This is a genomic window from Chryseobacterium sp. Chry.R1 (assembly GCF_039645525.1).
Classification (GTDB): Bacteria; Bacteroidota; Bacteroidia; order Flavobacteriales; family Weeksellaceae; genus Chryseobacterium; species Chryseobacterium proteolyticum.
The window spans coordinates 296481-314095 of the sequence record NZ_CP151793.1 but is presented as its reverse complement, the minus strand read 5'-3'; the positions used below and the strand labels follow the sequence as shown (position 1 = coordinate 314095).

The 17615-nt window shown below is 36.2% G+C and carries 14 protein-coding genes; 6 read left to right on the top strand and 8 right to left on the bottom strand.

Annotated elements, in window-relative coordinates:
• Nucleotides 1–101: 101 nt before the first annotated feature.
• The 5 genes from ruvX to AAEU33_RS01550 all read left to right on the top strand — a co-directional run bounded on the left by ruvX (nucleotide 102) and on the right by AAEU33_RS01550 (nucleotide 3633).
• Nucleotides 102–518: a Holliday junction resolvase RuvX gene (ruvX, locus tag AAEU33_RS01570; protein WP_172283638.1), complete on the top strand. Its 417-nt coding sequence runs from the start codon at nucleotides 102–104 to the stop codon at nucleotides 516–518.
• Complete coding sequence (def, locus tag AAEU33_RS01565) at nucleotides 515–1087, top strand: peptide deformylase (RefSeq protein ID WP_172283640.1); 573 nt, start codon at nucleotides 515–517, stop codon at nucleotides 1085–1087. Before ruvX ends, def begins: the two co-directional genes overlap by 4 nt.
• Nucleotides 1088–1167: 80 nt before the next feature.
• The gene (locus AAEU33_RS01560; protein WP_172283642.1) at nucleotides 1168–1728 is read left to right on the top strand and encodes a DUF5606 domain-containing protein; all 561 of its coding nucleotides are present in this window, start codon (nucleotides 1168–1170) and stop codon (nucleotides 1726–1728) included.
• 250 nt (nucleotides 1729–1978) lie between these two features.
• Entirely contained in the window at nucleotides 1979–2752 is a 774-nt protein-coding gene (gene mazG, locus AAEU33_RS01555; protein ID WP_172283644.1) for a nucleoside triphosphate pyrophosphohydrolase, read from the top strand.
• Complete coding sequence (locus AAEU33_RS01550) at nucleotides 2752–3633, top strand: SdiA-regulated domain-containing protein (RefSeq protein WP_273650693.1); 882 nt, start codon at nucleotides 2752–2754, stop codon at nucleotides 3631–3633. The genes mazG and AAEU33_RS01550 overlap by 1 nt, the downstream gene beginning before the upstream one ends.
• A 187-nt stretch (nucleotides 3634–3820) precedes the next feature.
• Here the strand turns inward: AAEU33_RS01550 and AAEU33_RS01545 are convergent, their stop codons facing one another.
• On the bottom strand, nucleotides 3821–7537 hold the full coding sequence (locus AAEU33_RS01545; RefSeq protein ID WP_345990658.1) for a metallophosphoesterase: 3717 nt from the start codon (nucleotides 7535–7537) through the stop codon (nucleotides 3821–3823).
• A gap of 26 nt (nucleotides 7538–7563) precedes the next feature.
• Between AAEU33_RS01545 and AAEU33_RS01540 the strand changes: the two genes are divergently transcribed.
• On the top strand, nucleotides 7564–8742 hold the full coding sequence (locus AAEU33_RS01540; RefSeq protein WP_172283648.1) for a Pycsar system effector family protein: 1179 nt from the start codon (nucleotides 7564–7566) through the stop codon (nucleotides 8740–8742).
• Nucleotides 8743–8848: 106 nt separating this feature from the next.
• On the opposite strand, the gene AAEU33_RS01535 is transcribed toward AAEU33_RS01540, so the two are convergent.
• The 7 genes from AAEU33_RS01535 to AAEU33_RS01505 all read right to left on the bottom strand — a co-directional run bounded on the left by AAEU33_RS01535 (nucleotide 8849) and on the right by AAEU33_RS01505 (nucleotide 17526).
• The gene (locus AAEU33_RS01535) at nucleotides 8849–11149 is read right to left on the bottom strand and encodes a GAF domain-containing protein (RefSeq protein ID WP_345990657.1); all 2301 of its coding nucleotides are present in this window, start codon (nucleotides 11147–11149) and stop codon (nucleotides 8849–8851) included.
• 74 nt (nucleotides 11150–11223) lie between these two features.
• The gene (locus tag AAEU33_RS01530) at nucleotides 11224–12603 is read right to left on the bottom strand and encodes an NADH-quinone oxidoreductase subunit N (RefSeq protein WP_172283652.1); all 1380 of its coding nucleotides are present in this window, start codon (nucleotides 12601–12603) and stop codon (nucleotides 11224–11226) included.
• Between the two features lie 121 nt (nucleotides 12604–12724).
• A complete protein-coding gene (locus tag AAEU33_RS01525) occupies nucleotides 12725–14218 on the bottom strand; it encodes an NADH-quinone oxidoreductase subunit M (protein WP_172283654.1) in 1494 nt (497 codons plus the stop codon).
• Nucleotides 14219–14220: 2 nt separating this feature from the next.
• The gene (nuoL, locus tag AAEU33_RS01520) at nucleotides 14221–16134 is read right to left on the bottom strand and encodes an NADH-quinone oxidoreductase subunit L (RefSeq protein WP_345990654.1); all 1914 of its coding nucleotides are present in this window, start codon (nucleotides 16132–16134) and stop codon (nucleotides 14221–14223) included.
• A gap of 3 nt (nucleotides 16135–16137) precedes the next feature.
• Nucleotides 16138–16467, bottom strand: a complete 330-nt coding sequence (gene nuoK, locus AAEU33_RS01515; protein ID WP_172283658.1) for an NADH-quinone oxidoreductase subunit NuoK — start codon at nucleotides 16465–16467, stop codon at nucleotides 16138–16140.
• Nucleotides 16468–16471: 4 nt separating this feature from the next.
• Nucleotides 16472–16969 carry an NADH-quinone oxidoreductase subunit J gene (locus tag AAEU33_RS01510; RefSeq protein ID WP_172283660.1) on the bottom strand — a complete coding sequence of 166 codons (498 nt, stop codon included), beginning with the start codon at nucleotides 16967–16969 and terminating at the stop codon, nucleotides 16472–16474.
• Entirely contained in the window at nucleotides 16969–17526 is a 558-nt protein-coding gene (locus AAEU33_RS01505; RefSeq protein WP_172283662.1) for an NADH-quinone oxidoreductase subunit I, read from the bottom strand. Before AAEU33_RS01505 ends, AAEU33_RS01510 begins: the two co-directional genes overlap by 1 nt.
• Between the last annotated feature and the right edge of the window lie 89 nt (nucleotides 17527–17615).

The following is a 17615-nucleotide window of genomic DNA, read 5'->3' as shown; positions in this document are numbered from 1 at the left end:
GGAAGATTAAAATTATAAAAAAAAATATGGAATGGAACATGATTTATAAAAAAAACTACGTTGTGAATAAAATCATTAAAATTTACTAAATTTGCAAACCTATGGGACAAATTCTTGCAATAGACTATGGAAAAGCCCGTTGTGGCATTGCAACAACGGATGACATGCAGATTATAGCGAGCAGCCTTGATACGGTAGAAACAAAACATATACTGCCTTTTCTGAAAAAATATTTCAGCGAAAATAAGGTAGATGATGTAGTAATAGGACTTCCGATAGATCTAAAAGGAAACGTATCCGAGGTGGAAACAGATATTTTACAATTCATTGATGAATTTAAAAAAGAATTTCCAACTATTTCCGTTTACCGTTTTGATGAAAGGTTTACTTCCAAAATGGCATCATTTTTTATTTCCCAGAGTGGGAAAAGTAAAAAAAAGAGAGAGGAAAAGGGTTTAATAGATAAAATAAGTGCAACCATCATATTGCAGAATTTTTTAGAACAAAGAACAAGATGATTCTACCAATAAGAGCCTTTGGGGATCCTATTTTAAGAAAAGTAGGCAAAGATATAGACAAAAATTATCCCGATTTACAAGAACTGATTGATAATATGTTCGAAACTATGAATAGTGCGAACGGAATAGGCCTTGCAGCTCCGCAGATTGGCCTAGATATTCGTTTATTCGTAATAGATGTAACTCCTTTGGCTGATGATGAGGATTATGAAGATATCAAAGAAGAATTGAAAAGCTTCAAAAAAGTTTTCATCAACGCTAAAATTCTGGAAGAATCCGGGGAAGAGTGGAAGTTTAACGAAGGCTGCCTTTCGATTCCGGATGTGAGAGAAGATGTAAAAAGAAAGAGCACAATCCTGATCGAATATTATGACGAAAATTTTGTGAAGCATACAGAAACTTTTTCCGATATTAGAGCCCGCGTAATTCAACATGAATATGATCATATTGAAGGGACATTATTTACCGATCACCTTAGTGCTTTAAAGAAAAAGCTGGTAAAAGGTAAATTAACAAAAATATCTCAGGGGGATGTAAGCATCAACTACAAAATGAGATTTCCGAAGTAACAGGTGTATTTAATTATAAACAAAAAATAATAGACAGTAAAAGGTTTCTACTGATTACTAAAAATTAAAAAAATAAAATTATGTTGTTAGAAAAAATAATTTCAATCTCTGGAAAGCCAGGACTTTTTAAATTAGTTTCTCAATTAAGAAACGGATTTATTATTGAAGATGTATCTACAAAGAAGAAAGTAAGTATAGGAAACTCAAGCCAGGTGAGCTTGTTGGATAACATTGCTATGTTTACATTTGATAAGGAGGTTCCTTTGTTTGAGGTTTTTGAAAATATTGCTAAAAACCAGGATTACAAAGAAACAATTTCTCATAAATCTTCTGACGCTGAGTTGAAAGAATTTATGGCAGCTTCTCTTCCTAATTATGATACGGAGAGAGTATATGCTTCTGACATCAAAAAATTAGCACAGTGGTATAATATCCTTCACAAGGCAGGATATATTACACCTGAAAGCTTTGTTAAAGCTGAGCCTGAAACTTTAGACCCGGCACAGGATGAAGTTGCTGTTACTGAGAAAGCAGCTCCTAAAAAAGCAGCTCCAAAAGCAGAAAAACCTGCTACTCCAAAAGCAAAAGCTTCAACGGGAGCAAAAGCTGCTACTAAAAGTACACACAGAAAAATGGGATAATCCCTTTGCCCTGATTTAAAATAAAGCCTTGTTGAGAATTTCTTAACAAGGCTTTTTTAATAAAAAAAGTACCGGATAAAATTTTTAAAGCCAGAAAAATCTATTCAAAGGCTTCTCCTTAATTTTGCATCTAACATCTAACATCTAACATCTAACATCTAACATCTAACATCTAAGTTTCCCCACGAAGTTTTGTACCCAAGTTAAAATAACCCTTACATTTGTATAAGATTGAATTCCCAATTGACCTATGAATACCAGACAAGAAAAATTAGACGCTTTCGGAAGATTATTGGACATTATGGACGACCTTCGTGAAAAGTGCCCGTGGGATCAGAAGCAGACCTTACAATCTCTGCGTCATCTTACACTTGAAGAAACCTATGAACTCTCTGATGCGATCTTACAGGAAGACCTGCAGGAGATCAAAAAAGAATTGGGAGATGTATTGCTTCACTTGGTTTTCTATGCTAAAATAGGTTCTGAAAAAGAAAGTTTTGATATTGCAGATGTCATCAATTCCCTTAATGAAAAGCTTATTTTCCGTCATCCCCACATTTATGGAGATACAGAGGTGAAAGATGAAGAAGAAGTAAAGCAGAATTGGGAAAAACTAAAACTGAAAGAAGGGAATAAATCCATTTTAGGAGGGGTACCCAAAAGTCTTCCAAGTATGGTAAAAGCTTACCGGGTTCAGGATAAAGTGAAAGGAATTGGATTTGAATTTCATGATGCGGAGGATGCATGGAAGAAAGTAGATGAGGAACTTGAAGAATTTCATGCTGAAACGGATCTTGAGAAAAAAGAGCAGGAACTGGGAGATGTATTTTTCTCCCTGATTAATTATGCACGGATCACCGGAATTAATCCTGATTCTGCCCTGGAGAAAACTAATTTAAAATTTATCTCAAGATTTCAGAAGATGGAAGAGATGGCGTCGGAAAGAAATCTGAATTTAGGAGAAATGTCCCTGGAAGAGATGGATTTGCTTTGGGATGAAGTTAAAATATTAAATAAAAATTAATGAAAATGTATATCTTTTGTATGGTAACCTCTCTTTTATTAATGGGATGTAATCCTAAAAATTCAGAACAAACTAAAGAAGATACTTTAAAAGTAGAGTTTTCATTACCTAAAAAATTAAAAGAAGTTTCCGGTATTACCTTGTCTCCGGATAAAAAGACAATATGGGCTATAGAAGACCAGGGAAATAAAAACCGGGTGTACGGACTGGACAGAAAGGGAGCATTTGTTTCGGATGTGCTGGTGGAGAATGCTGAAAATAATGATTGGGAAGAAATTACCAGCGACCGTGACGGAAATATCTATATTGGTGATTTCGGGAATAATGATAATGACAGACGCAATCTTTCTATTTTGAAAATTGATTTAAAAGATGCCTCTCAGACAACGACAAAAGTTACCCAGAAGACCAGCTTTCATTATGAAGGACAAACAGAGTTTCCGCCTAAAAAGTCAAACCTTTTATATGATTGTGAAGCTTTTGTTGAGATGAACGGGAATTTTTATCTTTTTACTAAAAACAGAAGCAAAGGTTTTGACGGGAGTTTTCTGATTTTCCGTGTACCGAATAAAGCAGGTGATTTTGAAGCAAAGCTAATGGGTAAATTCAAGCTGGATGGAAAGTATGCCGATGCAGCTATCACAGCAGCGTCAATCAATAGTAAAGGGGATCAGATTGTATTGCTGAATCATAAAAATGTGCGTATCGTTACAGGCTTTACTCCTGATGACTTTTCGAAAATTAAAGTTCAAAAAATTTCATTACACCATAATTCGCAGAAAGAAGCGGTTACTTTTGTGGATGATAAAAATCTTTTAATTGCTGATGAAAAGGATAAGAAGGATGGAGGTAATGTTTATCTTTTTACATTAAAACCTTAGAGATAATTTTCAGTTAAGCGGACGTGTGAATCAGCACTTCCTTTTAAATTGATCTTTCGAATATATAATATAAAAAAGTCGCGCAGAAATTTCTGTGCGACTTTTATTATTTTAATAAGGTATTCTAAAGCTCTCTTTTGTTTTGAAAAATGTAAAATTTTTAACAATAAAAATGGATAGTGCCGTTTTAGAAATTCATTCCTACGCCTGCAGAAATTCTTCCCCCGTCAGATCCATAGAAATAGTTTAATCTTGCGGAAAACATTTCGACAAGGCTTAACCATAAACCAACTCCTGCAGCCTGATGCCATTTTCTGGAATTCTCGTTATCATTCCAAACCCGTCCCAGATCATATCCAACCAATATACCCAGATTAGCCGGAATAATATTGTTTTTGATCCTTCCAAAGTCCCAACGGATCTCGGAGTTGTTAGTGAAGTACGATTTTCCGGAAAACCGGTCATTTCTGAATGCCCTTAAGCCATTATTACCTCCGATACTTGCCGCCTGATAAAACTCAAAATTATTGTTGTTGATCCACATTACATTATTGGAATTCGAAAAAACAAAATTTGCTTTTTTATCAATTCTGTGGTGAATATTTAATGATCCGTTTACAAATAAAAAGTTTCTGTCGAAGTCCGAGAGATTGGTTTTCCAGTTCACGCTCGCGACAAATTCCAGACCTAAGGTAGGAAAAGCATTATTATCAAGGTTTTTGAAACTAAAGGTATAATTGGCTCCTCCGAATTGCTGACTTTTGAAAACACCAGGATTTACATCAGGAGATTGATCCACAAAGCGATCACCCTTTCTCTGTACCTTATTGTCTTCAAAGGTAAGCTGAAACTGATGGCTTAAATTAAGCCAGCTCTTCTTTGAAATAGAAGGGGCAAAATTAAATTTTGAGATCCTGGCCCGGTTGTACTTTGCTTTAGTATCCTCACGGTCATATTCACTTTCATTGGATAATCCAAAGAAGTTTTCGGAAAAACGGGGAGTAGTATAGGCTGCATCAAGATTGAAATCCCATCCTGAAATTGCTTTCTTAAAGATACCTTTGTAAGCAAGGCTGAAACCTGCTGTATTGGTGTAAAAATTGGCTTTTAAACTATGTTTCTGTGTAAATGGATCACGAACGAAGTTGTTTACTGTATAATTGGCTAAAACACCGATAATCAATCCGTCATCCGGGTTGTAATCTGCATTGGGATAGCCGGCAAAGAAGTTATACTTCGGGTGCTTGTAATTATAGGTGTTAACATCATAATCATCGGAAATATGTTTGGCCGCTGAACCTGCGTTATAGGTATTCTTTTGGGATTTAAAATCATAGATGCTGATCTTTCTTCCGTTGGAAACATTATATACATCGTGATTATCTCCTCCCACTAATCTGATATTCATTTTAGGTTTGCCGTTTCCTGACACGTCGTAAACATCATCATCTTCAAGACCGTAGATCCAAAGCTCTTTGGTTTTGTTGTCGTAATATGTTTTTTCAAATACCAATTCAGGGTTTTCACCTTTATCGTCAAGTTTATACTGTTTAACATCAACGGAATTTGCATTTTTAACGATTACAAATTTATCCTGGTTTACAGTTCCTGCTAACGGAACTTTTTCCTGTAAAACATCATAATACTGGACAGCATAGTCCTGTAGTTTTTCTTTTCTTAATTTTAATTTTCTCTGAATATCCTCACTGGTTTCATCTCTAACCTCTTTCGGCAAATGATCGAATGCTTCATTGATATCAGCATCAGTAAGGTGTTCCTGAATATATTTTGCCTGTGCAACCCATTCTTCCTGTGTTGAACCTTTTAAGAAAACAAGATCAATAGGATAAGGTTCTGTAGCCAGGAGTTTTACACTTTGAATGTCTTCCTTGAACGTTTTCATATGGCGGATAGCCGGAACGTTCATGATCAGTTTAAATGCAGCACCGTCATACTTGCTGAAAGCCTGGTCACGGTCTCTTGGAATCGGCTTGTAGATGATTTTATCACCGTCTTTATATTCTGCCCATTTCCATTGATCGGAGTGTCTGTCCCAATCTCCTAAAAGCATATCAAAAATTCTGGCTCTGATGTATGATTCTTTGTCGACAGAGTATTTATAATTTTTGGATAGGTTTTTCAGGACATCGTCGGTTGAAAGAATATCTCTTGCATTGTCCAGGGATTCAAGCGTTTTAGGATCTGAAGAAAAGCGTTCTTCGATCATGTACATTTCGTCACCGTAATGTTCATTGTAATCTCCAAGGGCCTGTTGTTTTGGAATATAGAATAATCTTGGATTACTGTGCGTAATATTTACTTTTTCCGCCAGATTTCCAACAATAAATGGAGTGAACGGATGACTGGTTGTATAGAAGTCAAGCAGGAATTTGTCCGGAAAAGTGTCATACAGTTCCTCTCCGAAGGTACTTTTTTTAAAGGCCATGTTATTCAGAAAACGTACGGCACTTTTTTTAATGCCTCTCATGACGAATTCCTGACCATCTTTAGCTTTTAGTCTCAGGCTGTTGGACTGGTTTCCACCTCCTTCCCTGAAAGGGATATATCCACCGTCTAATTCTGAAATATTGGCAGTTTTAGCTTCAATAGGAATTCCATAATATTTTCTGTAATGGTCACCCCACAACCATCTGTAGAACTTCCTTTTTTCCGTTAAGTTTGCCGGATACACCGTTGAGGTGATGGTAGCCGGAAAGGAATTAGGGTAGTTGTTGACAAAGGCTTCAGGTTTGGATATTACGTCGATATGGGCCAATGTTTTAACCTTGCTATTTTTAGTGGAAAAGTACTCAACATCGCAGCTTTGATCTTTGCGGATGTTTAAAACAGCGAAACCACTTCCTCCGTAGGAAAAATCGGTCTGTTCAGCGATGGTTGCAGGATCTACTTTGGAACCTCCGCCGCTGATGATCTGTTTGATATTCCTGTCGGTGTGGTATTGAAGGTTATGGTCATGTCCCGAAACAAAGATTACATTTTCTTTATCCTGGACGATACTCTTTAACCTGTTGGCAAGGTCGGCATAATGCTGGTTGTTGATATCCTCCATGCTGGCACCGGAGGTATTTCTCAGAATGTTAATAATTGTTGCAATGCCGGGAGCCGGAATATTTCCTTTAAATGGAAAAAGGTGAGACCTAGCAGAATTATATCCCGCATGAGTTCCACTGCTGATAACAGGGTGGTGTAAAGCGACAATAATCCTTTTTCCCTGATTTTTAGTAATCAGATCCTGGAATTCATAAAAAAGATCGTCCCGGGTTTTGATATTGCAGTTTTTATTCATTCCCGGATATTTGTCCCAGTTAGCTATAACCCACTCACTGTCGATAACAATTAACTTGATATCACTGGTCAGGCTTATATCATCAATAGGACAAGCATTTTTAGGTAAAAAAGCCTTTTTATCATTCAGATAATCCTTCACAAAATCTTCCTGTGCTTTTAATCCGTCTAAACCATGATACCAATCGTGATTTCCGGGAATGACGAGGGTTCTTCCCTTGAAATTTTTTGTAATGGAAAGCTGATTTTCCATTTTTTCTTTGGCCAGAGGATACTCTTTATCTTTCTTTTTAGGCATTCCTGAAGGATAGATGTTATCACCCAAAAAGATCAGCATCGAATTTTTGTCGGCTGAGTCCAGTTTACCCTTAAGAATATCTAATGTTTGCTTCGCCTGTGGCTCATCTGCGTTGCCCGCATCCCCAACCAGGAAAATTTTAAAGTCGTTTTCAGAATTTATAGCAGAATTTTTAATTTCCTGTAAGTTTTTTCCCTTTTTTACGTTATAGGTAGCACAAGAATATAAGAGTCCTGATACCAATAAGAACCTAAATGGGACTGAAATTATTTTTAGATGAGTTTTAAAGGATAAATTCATAAATTTACATTAACAAAAATTCAGTAATGGATATTTTACAAAAAGCTAAAAATTATGTTGAAAACTTATTCAAAGATAAGTTATCTTCTGTATATTTCTATCATAATTTTATTCATACCACATATACGGTTAACAAGGCCGAAGAAATAATGAAAAATACTCCTGTCTCCAAAGAAGACCAGGAGAAAGTGATATTAGCTCTTTGGTTTCATGATGCAGGATATATTGAATGTGCTCAGGATCATGAAGAGAAGGGAGTAGAGATTATGAAAAATTTTCTCATCAATGAAAATTATCCTGAAGATTATATCGAAGACGTTTCTAAATTGATTTTGGCGACAAAGATCAACTATGAACCTCAGAATTTACTGGAGAAAATAGCAAAAGATGCCGATTGCAGTCATTTTGCAAGCCATGATTATAATGATATTTCAGATTCTTTAAGGAAAGAGTGGGAGCTTACCAATGTAAGATGCTTTTCTAATGATGAATGGAATGCCGGAAACCTTGAGCTTCTGAAAAACAAGCATAAATATTATACCGATTATGCCAAAGAAAATTGGGAGCCTTTAAAGAAAAAGAATATTAAGAAGATTGAGAAGAAGTTGGAAAAGGAAGAGGAGAAGAAGGAAAATTCCGATGCTAAAGACAATAAAAAAGAACCTAAAGAACCGAAATCCGACAGAAGTGTGGATACTCTATTCAGGGTTACTTTAAATAACCATACCCGCCTTAGTGATATTGCAGACAGCAAGGCCAACATATTACTTTCTGTAAATGCGATTATCATCTCGGTTTGTCTGTCAGTTCTGGTACCAAAGCTGGATGCACCTAAAAACGCCCACCTGATTGTACCTAGTTTTCTGTTGCTTATTTCTAGTGTGATGACCATTATTTTTGCCATCTTATCCACAAAACCGAATGTCACAAAAACGAAATTTACGAACACAGATGTTAGCAATAGAAAAGTAAACCTCCTGTTTTTTGGAAACTTTCATCAGATGATCTTTGATGATTACCATAATGCAATGAAGGATCTGATCAAGGACAGGGATTATATCTATGATTCGATGGTAAAAGACCTGTATTACCTGGGAAAGGTGCTGGACAGAAAATATAAACTTTTATCGATTACGTATCAGATTTTCATGGCAGGAATTATAATTTCTGTACTTTCTTTTGCCTATGCATTCCTTACACTTTAATCGTGATTCAGGATGGCAGGATAATTCTATAGGGAAATAGGATTATTCCCACTATATTTTACAAGTGAACTGAAGGAAACCGGATGTTGTTTTGCGAAGAAAATCTTTAAGCAATCGAAACCCTTAGGGCTAATAATCCTGTTATCCCCTGGAGGTCTTCAACCTTTAAAAACTCAACATCAGACTGAAGGATTTCTTTTTTCTGAAGCTTACTGATGTATTGCAGGTATTCTTTCTGGTTTTCCATTCCAAAGTAAACAATAGTTATTTTTCCCGGACAGGTAATTCTTTCGGTTGAATTTTTTATATGAGCCTTATCGATTCTTTTTTTGATAATTTCATAATACGAATTGTAAGCACCATCTACATCGAAACGCTTTTCATCCATACGGAAGCGGATATCTATTTTTTCATTGTAAACGAAAATAAGTGAAGCGATATCCAATGGAATAGGAAGCTCTTCCTTAAAGGTTTTAATTTCCTGTTCCATTTTGCAGGTCGTTTTCAGCTGCCAGTATCTTAACTGATGAACCACCTTGGATGTGTAATGAAGATCCGGAGTGATACTTGGTCCGATGAATAAATTATGCTCTACACCATCTGATTTAAACCTTTCGTAGTAATGGGGAAATATGGCTTGCGCTTTGATCTGATTCTCATCAAGTATATCGGCAAGTTTCCTGTTGATCAGAGTAATCGAATCATCAAGGCTTTTTCTGCTATTGTAAAACAGATCGGTTTGAGTGAAGACCTGGGAAAAATACTCTGAAATCATTGTTTTTACCTCCTTAGTGGACCTTACCTCTAATTTTGCTTGAAGATACGGATGAATTTCATCCCTTAATAACCTTTGGAAGCGCTGTTCCGTATCGGCCTTGATCTCATTATTCAGTTCATTTTCAAAAATCTCCAAAGCCAGTAAATATTTCTCGGAATCTGAATTGACCAGAGTGAAAATATCATGAAGACAATCAATCTGCCTGTTAAGATCTTCCAACATAAGATTGAATCGTTTTTCGGAGGAAGAACGGATATCAGAGAACCCAAACAGCGGCGTAAGATTTTTAAAAGAAATCTGCTTTAAGGTATAGATCTTCTTGGCTAACGAAGCATTAAAATACTTTTCTGCCTCATTTCTGAACTTCCAGACCACACTGTTGTGGATGGACGTGTATTCCCGTTGAATGATTGCCTCAATCTGATAATTCTTTTCAAAACTGAATCTGTTCAGCGAAAAAAGAATCATATCACTGAAAAACTCTAGCTTTTTCAATTTTAAGCCATTCAGACTATTGGGAATAGGAGAGGTAAACTCCATAATGGCGAGTAATTCCCCATCTTTCATGATTGGAATTACCATGAAACTGTTGATGTTGTTTTCCTTTAAGATACTAAAGGAAGGCTGATCTTTTATTTCCTGCTCCATATTATTGACATTGGATATGACAATAGCCCTGGAGTTATTATTTAAATTTTCAAAGGTGCTTTTCCGGGTTTCTTCATCAAAGGTATTGATCCAGAAATCAAGGATATGATTCGTAAAAAGATTTTCGTAAATCGGAACCTTTTCCAGCCTCTGGTCTTTTTTGTTGAAAAGCATCAGCCCGAAGTTCAATTCCGCGACATCAAAATAAGACTTAAATATCTCGATCAAATTGTTATCCGGAGTAAGGTTTTCAGGATCAATCTGGATCATACTTGATTTAAGATCGGAAAGTGCAACTTCAGATGTACAGTCGACCAGAGAAACAATGGTAAAACCTTTTAAGACCCATGATTTAGATGGGAAGTGTTTTTTCCACAGCTTGTAATCATCCAGGTTTTCAAGAAGCATGTCGATAACATCATCCGCCGGTATTTTAGCCTTTTCCGTAGGATAAATATCTGTGAAATCTGAATTTACTGTGATTTTATAATGCTTCATGATTCCCTGCTTATTGGGAATATCATAATACAATGGCATTGTACTTTTCACATCTCTCTTGAAATAACTTTGGAGGATAAGACAGCAGCAGAATACATAGAACTCATCATCACTGATATTCCTAAGCTCAATTTCAAAATCCTTACCGGCATCTTTTAAAATATTCTTGAATCGTTCGGTATAATTGAATGTCGTTTTTGAAAGAGGAATACTGGCGGCTTTTATCTCATTATTGGTTAAACCCGTTGGAAACAAGTCAGCCAATAAAAGCCTGATGAGGTCCTCGTGTTTTTCTAATAACGAAACATCCTGGAAACCGTCTTTGAGTTCCTTGATTTTTTTTGTTTTCTCGATAAGGGATTCCGCATAATTCACCCGGTATTCTAATCGGTCATTGTACCGGATATGCTCAAGAACATCCAAATATTTTTTGAATGAAATGGATACTTGAAAAGGGGCGTCTTTTTTGTAAAGATGTAACAATGCTGAAAATTATAAAGTAAAGTTATAAAAAAAGCACAACTTTATGTTGTGCTTTTATATTTTTATGATTTTGATTACAGTCCAAATTGTTTTGCGAACAGGTCAGGGAATACTCCTAAAATGATGATAGAAGCTATAATTACCACCGCTACAATATTGTACGTAATTGTTACTTTTTCTGAAGTTTTGAATGTTGTTTCTTTAAAGAAAAACATGGCTATGATTAATCTCAGGTAATAAGCAATTGAAACTGCAGAACCTAAAACGGCAACCAGCACTAAAAAGGCAGCTCCGTTCATTGCCTGGGAAAATAATGCAAATTTACCCATAAAACCGGCTGTTAAAGGAACCCCAGCCATTGAAAGCATGGAGATTGCAGCTACGGTAGCCAAAAGAGGCTCTGATTTTGCCAATCCTTTAAATGCTCCAAAAGAAGTTTCTCTTTTCAATTTTTCTACCCATATCAGACACATAAATACTCCTACAGTAGATAATGAGTAAGCAAAAAGATAGAAAGCCAGATTATAAGTAGAAAGATTCGTCATTCCAAAGAATACCAATCCGATATATCCTGCATGAGAAACAGAAGAATAAGCCAGCATTCTCTTCGCATTGGTCTGTGCAAGACCCATAACATTGGCCAGAAGCAAGGTTATGATAATGAATACTCCAAGTATATTAATCCATTCGTGGGTTACTCCTGCAAAACTTATATTCATTAATCTGAAGAATGCGAAAAATCCTGAAATTTTTACAACACTTGCCATGAAAGCTGTGATCAATGATGGAGAACCATAATATACATCAGGACTCCACATATGGAACGGTGCTAATGCTACTTTAAATGCCAATGCACAAAGCATCAGGATTACCCCTAAGATGAACATTACATCTTTTGGGTGAGCAGCTCCGAAATCATGGATTTTATAGATATCAAAAGTTCCTGTACTTCCATAGATGAACGTAATACCGAATAAAAGGAATCCGGTGGCAAACGCTCCCATCAGGAAGTATTTTATAGAGGCTTCGTTTGATCTTAAATCAGTTTTATTAGCTCCGGCCATCACATACAATGGGATGGAAAGGATTTCAATACCTAAGAACAGGGTTACCAGATTCTGATATCCGAAAAGAGTAATACCTCCGCACAAAGCGAATAGCATCAATGCATACAATTCGGACTGATGGCTTCTGTGGTTACTGAATGCGAAACCACCCAGAAAGAACAATAGTAAAGTAGTTACAATTGAGATTTTTGTAAATAAGGCAGTATTAGAGCCATATTCATACATATGTCTGTAATGTTCGAAAAATGAACATTCAGGCAGGAAGCTAACATATAATGCAATGATTAACCCCAAAATCCCAATGTACCTTGCGAATTTTCCTTGTTCAAAAACGCCTGAAAATAACGCAGCAACTGCAGTTAGGAAAACAATAATTAAAACACTCATAATATAGATTTGAGATTCGAGATTCGAGATTCAAGATAAAAACACTGACTTCTCAATTTCATACTCTCTTAATTTTTTAAATTATTAAATTAATCTTTAAATTTTTGAATCTTTCAATCTTTTAATTAATCAAAGATGCATAGATAAACTTCAGCGAACTACTCACCATTTCGATTACCGGTTGAGGGAAAATACCAAGTAAGATCACAAAAACCGCTAAACTGGCCAGAACAGAAAACTCCACTCCTGAAAGATCTTTCGCTGTACTCAATACGGCTTCATCTCCTTTTCCGAACATTGCCTTTCCGTAGAATCTCAATAGATAAACAGCAGAAAGAATCACAGTTAAACCTGCAATAATAGCAGCTAATACATTAAAGTCAAAGATTGATTTAATCAAGATGAATTCCCCGATAAAACCATTAGTCAACGGAACGCCCATTGAACCTAAAAGGATCAGTAAAAACAATACGGCAAATTTAGGAGCTACTTTCGCTAAACCTCCCATTTGTCTGATGTCTCTTGATTTAAATCTTTTATATAAAATGTCTGCACAGTAGAATAAACCTACGACATTAATACCGTGAGCAAAAGTTTGTACCAAAGCACCTTCAGCACCTTCAGTAGTAAATGTTCCTCTTAGTGTAACAACAGCAGATGCAAAAATACCCGCTACCATCAATCCAACGTGAGAGAAAGATGAATAGGCAATGATCCTCTTCATATCATTCTGGATAATTGCGATCAATGCTCCATGAAGGATTCCTACTATTGCAAGGATAATAACGATCTGCCCTGAAATTCCCATAATAGGAATAGGAGTGATCGGTAATAAATAACGGATAACACCATACACAGCCATTTTAAGCATGATCCCTGATAATAACATCGATCCCTGAGTAGGTGAGTAGGTATAGGTATCAGGCTGCCATGTGTGGAACGGGAAGATCGGTAATTTCACAGCAAATGCAAAGAATATAAACCAAAATACAACCGTCTGCTGAGTTTCATTAAGTGATGCATTGTATAGATCTGTTAAGGCAAATGATGCAGAGTGATTATACACATAAATCAATCCGGCAAGCATGAATAAAGATCCTACGAATGTATATACAAAGAACTTTGTGGTGAATTCAAATCTTTTATTTTCCTGGCCCCAAAGTCCGGCAATGAACCAGATTGGAATCAGTGTTACCTCCCAGAAAATGTAGAACAATAATCCATCCAGAGATGTGAAAACTCCTACAAGTCCAAACTGCATCAACAGGATAAGACCATAGAATGAGTTTCTGTAATTGATGTTCTCATTAAATGAAGATAAAATAATGATTGGCGAAAGGATATTGGTCAGCAATAAAAGCAGCATACTCATCCCGTCAATACCGAAATGAAGCGAGCTTTTAATAAATTGTGACCATGGATAATTGATCTCATGCTGCAATACACTATCTACAGTCGGAGTAAAATCGAAATCCGAAAGTATATAAAATGTAAGAAGCATTTGTACCAATGCAATTCCTAGTGCCAAATATTTGCTGGATTTATTTTTCCAGGCAAAAACAAGTCCCGACCCTACTAGAGGTAAAAGCAATAATGTTAATAATAAACAAGACATTATTATTGTAATATAAAGTTAACAATCAGTATAATTCCCACAGCTAAAGACATGATAAGAATGTATGTCTCAACATTTCCGTTTTGAATACGTTTCATAGATTTACCGCTGTCCTCAGCTCCTTCACCTACGAAGTCTACAAAACGATCTAGAACACCCTTATCAAACATTTTACCTCCACGTCCTAATCCTTCAACAGTTTTTACAATTAATGCATTGTAAAGTTCGTCAATATATAATTTTTTAGCAGACAGCTTTTCCCAGCCTGTATAGCTTTCTTCCGGAAGGGCTCTCTTTTGCTTATTCACATAAGTGTTTTTAACGATGAACCATACCGCGAAGAACATTACAACAGTGGCTGCTAATAATATCATTTCAGTATTAAAATCAACTCCTGAAAGCGTAGCTTCCATTTGTTTGAAACTTTCTTCAGTAAGAACCGGCTTCAGCCATTCCATTAATTTTGCATAATGACCGTGGCCGATAAAGTGAGGAAGGTTAATAAAACCTCCGATAACAGAAAGAATAGCCAATACGATCAACGGTAACGTCATGTTCATCGGGCTTTCATGCAAGTGGTGTTTCTGTTCCTCAGTTCCTCTGAACTCTCCGTGGAATGTAAGGTAATACAGTCTGAACATATACGTTGCCGTAATAGCTGCCAGAATGAATAATATTACCCAGTAAATTGGATTTTTTGCAAATGCCGCTACCAGAATTTCATCTTTGGAAATCATCCCTGAAAGTAAAGGGAAACCAGAGATTGCCAGTGTTCCGATAAGGAAAGTAGCATGGGTAATCGGAATTACTTTCTTAAGTCCGCCCATAAAACGCATGTCCTGCTCATTACTCATAGCGTGGATCACAGATCCTGCTCCTAAGAATAACAATGCTTTGAAGAATGCGTGTGTCATTACATGGAACATCGCTGTAGTATAAGCTCCTAATCCCAAAGCAATGAACATAAATCCAAGCTGCGATACAGTAGAATAGGCCAATACTTTTTTGATGTCGTTCTGACGAAGTGCATAGAAACCTGCTAAAGCTGCAGTTAAGAATCCGATCAACAGAATTCCGCCCTGAACAGTTGGAGCCAAAGTAAATAAGAAATTAGATCTTACTACCAGGTAGATCCCCGCAGTAACCATTGTTGCTGCGTGAATTAATGCAGAAACAGGAGTTGGTCCGGCCATTGCGTCCGGTAACCATGTATATAAAGGAACCTGTGCCGATTTACCGGTAGCACCGATAAATAAACTCGCCGTAATAAAGATAATTACAGTTCCGTCCAATTCAAATTTTGAAGCGTTTTGAGCTACTGAAAGATAATCAATAGCATTGGTCTGAGAAGCGATCATGAAAATACCGATCAATAAACCAAGGTCCCCAATTCTGTTCATGATAAACGCTTTTCTTGCTGCTTTACCATATTCTTCATTTGTGAACCAGAATCCGATCAATAGATATGAACACAAACCTACACCTTCCCATCCGATAAACAGGATCAGGTAATTGCTTCCCATTACTAAAAGTAACATAGAAAAGATGAAAAGATTCAGATAAGTAAAGAACTTATAGAAACCTTTATCATGGCTCATATATCCGATAGAGTATAAGTGGATCAATGATCCGATACCTGTAATGATCATGATCATCATTAAAGATAACTGATCGATCTGGAAACCAAAGTTAATCTGAACTCCATTTACTCTGAACCATTCAAAAGCTTTTACGATAACCGGCTGGCTTTCAGAATTGAAATTCATGAAAATACTTACCGCGATACAGAAAGATCCGAAAACCGCTGCAGTTGCCAATCCTCCTACTACTATTTTTGGAAGATTTTTCCCGAATAAACCGTTAATAAGAAAGCCTAAAAGTGGTAAAAGTACTATTGCATACACTAAATTTTCCATTCTTTATCCTCTTAATTTATTAAATATACTAACATCTACAGAACGGGTATTTCTATATAGCATAGCAATAATTGCCAAACCTACCGCTACTTCAGCAGCAGCAACCACCATAATGAAGAAAACTAAAAGTTGTCCATCGCTGTTTCCTTTATACGCTGAAAAAGCAGCTAATAAAAGATTTGCAGAATTGAGCATAAGCTCTACACAACCCAAAATTACAATAGCGTTTTTTCTCAATAACACTCCCAATACTCCCAAACAGAACAATACTGATGAAAGAATAATGAAATAATTTAAAGGGACGCTTTGTATAAATGTATTTACTTCTCCCATAATTTTATAAATCTTTTTTACCGATTAATACCGCACCTACAATACCTGCCAAAATAAGGATGGAAGCAAGCTCAAACGGTAAAACATATTCATTAAACAAAAGTTTACCCAGATTTTTAGTAAGACCCACACCTCTGTCTACATTTTCCACTACAATATGGTTGTCCTGAACTCCTCTGAATACTCCTAAAATACCAATCAATAATAGACCGGCTGTAAAGACTCCAATAAATTTTAAAGTATTGTTCTTCTTACTTTCGTCTTCTTTATTAAGATTAAGCATCATCAGGATGTAAAGGAACAATACCATAATCGCTCCTGCATATACGATGATCTGAATAATAGCAAGGAACTGCGCATTCAAAAGAATGTACATCCCTGCAATGGAAAACATTGTAACAATTAATGATAAGATAGCATACAAAGGATTTTTTGCAAATACAAAGTATACTGCACCTGCCACTGCTAAAAAAGCCACCAAGAAAAATAAAAACTGATCCATTATTTTACCGCATTTTTTTGTTTCTCGGATTGTCTTGTCGTGATGTCAATCCTTTCGTTTATCTTTTCAACTAATTTATCTTTTCCATAGATAAAAGAACCTCTGTTGGTTTCCACATCTACCAATCTATCGGTTAAATAAATTGCTGATTTCGGACATGCTTCTTCACACATTCCGCAGAAAATACATCTCAGCATATTGATTTCATATACTGATGCATATTTTTCTTCTCTGTAAAGATGTTTTTCTTCCTTAGTTCTTTCAGCAGCAGTCATGGTAATTGCTTCTGCAGGACATGCCACCGCACAAAGTCCGCAAGCGGTACATCTTTCTCTGCCTTCCTCGTCTCTTTTCAGAACGTGCTGACCTCTCCAGATATCTGCTCTTGGTTTCTGTACTTCTGGATACGAGTATACTGCAGGAGCTCCTTTTACAACGGTTCTTACAGCATGCTTGAATGTAATCCCCATACCTTTGAAAATCGCCGGTAAGTAGATTTTCTCAGCAAGGGTCATTTCTTTATTAGAAACAACTTTTGATCTGTTAGTAAGTTTCATTTAATTATAGATTATAGATGGTAGACTAATTCTGTCTTTTATCTTAATTTTTAATATTTTATGTCTGAATAGAGCTGCTTAAGTAAAGA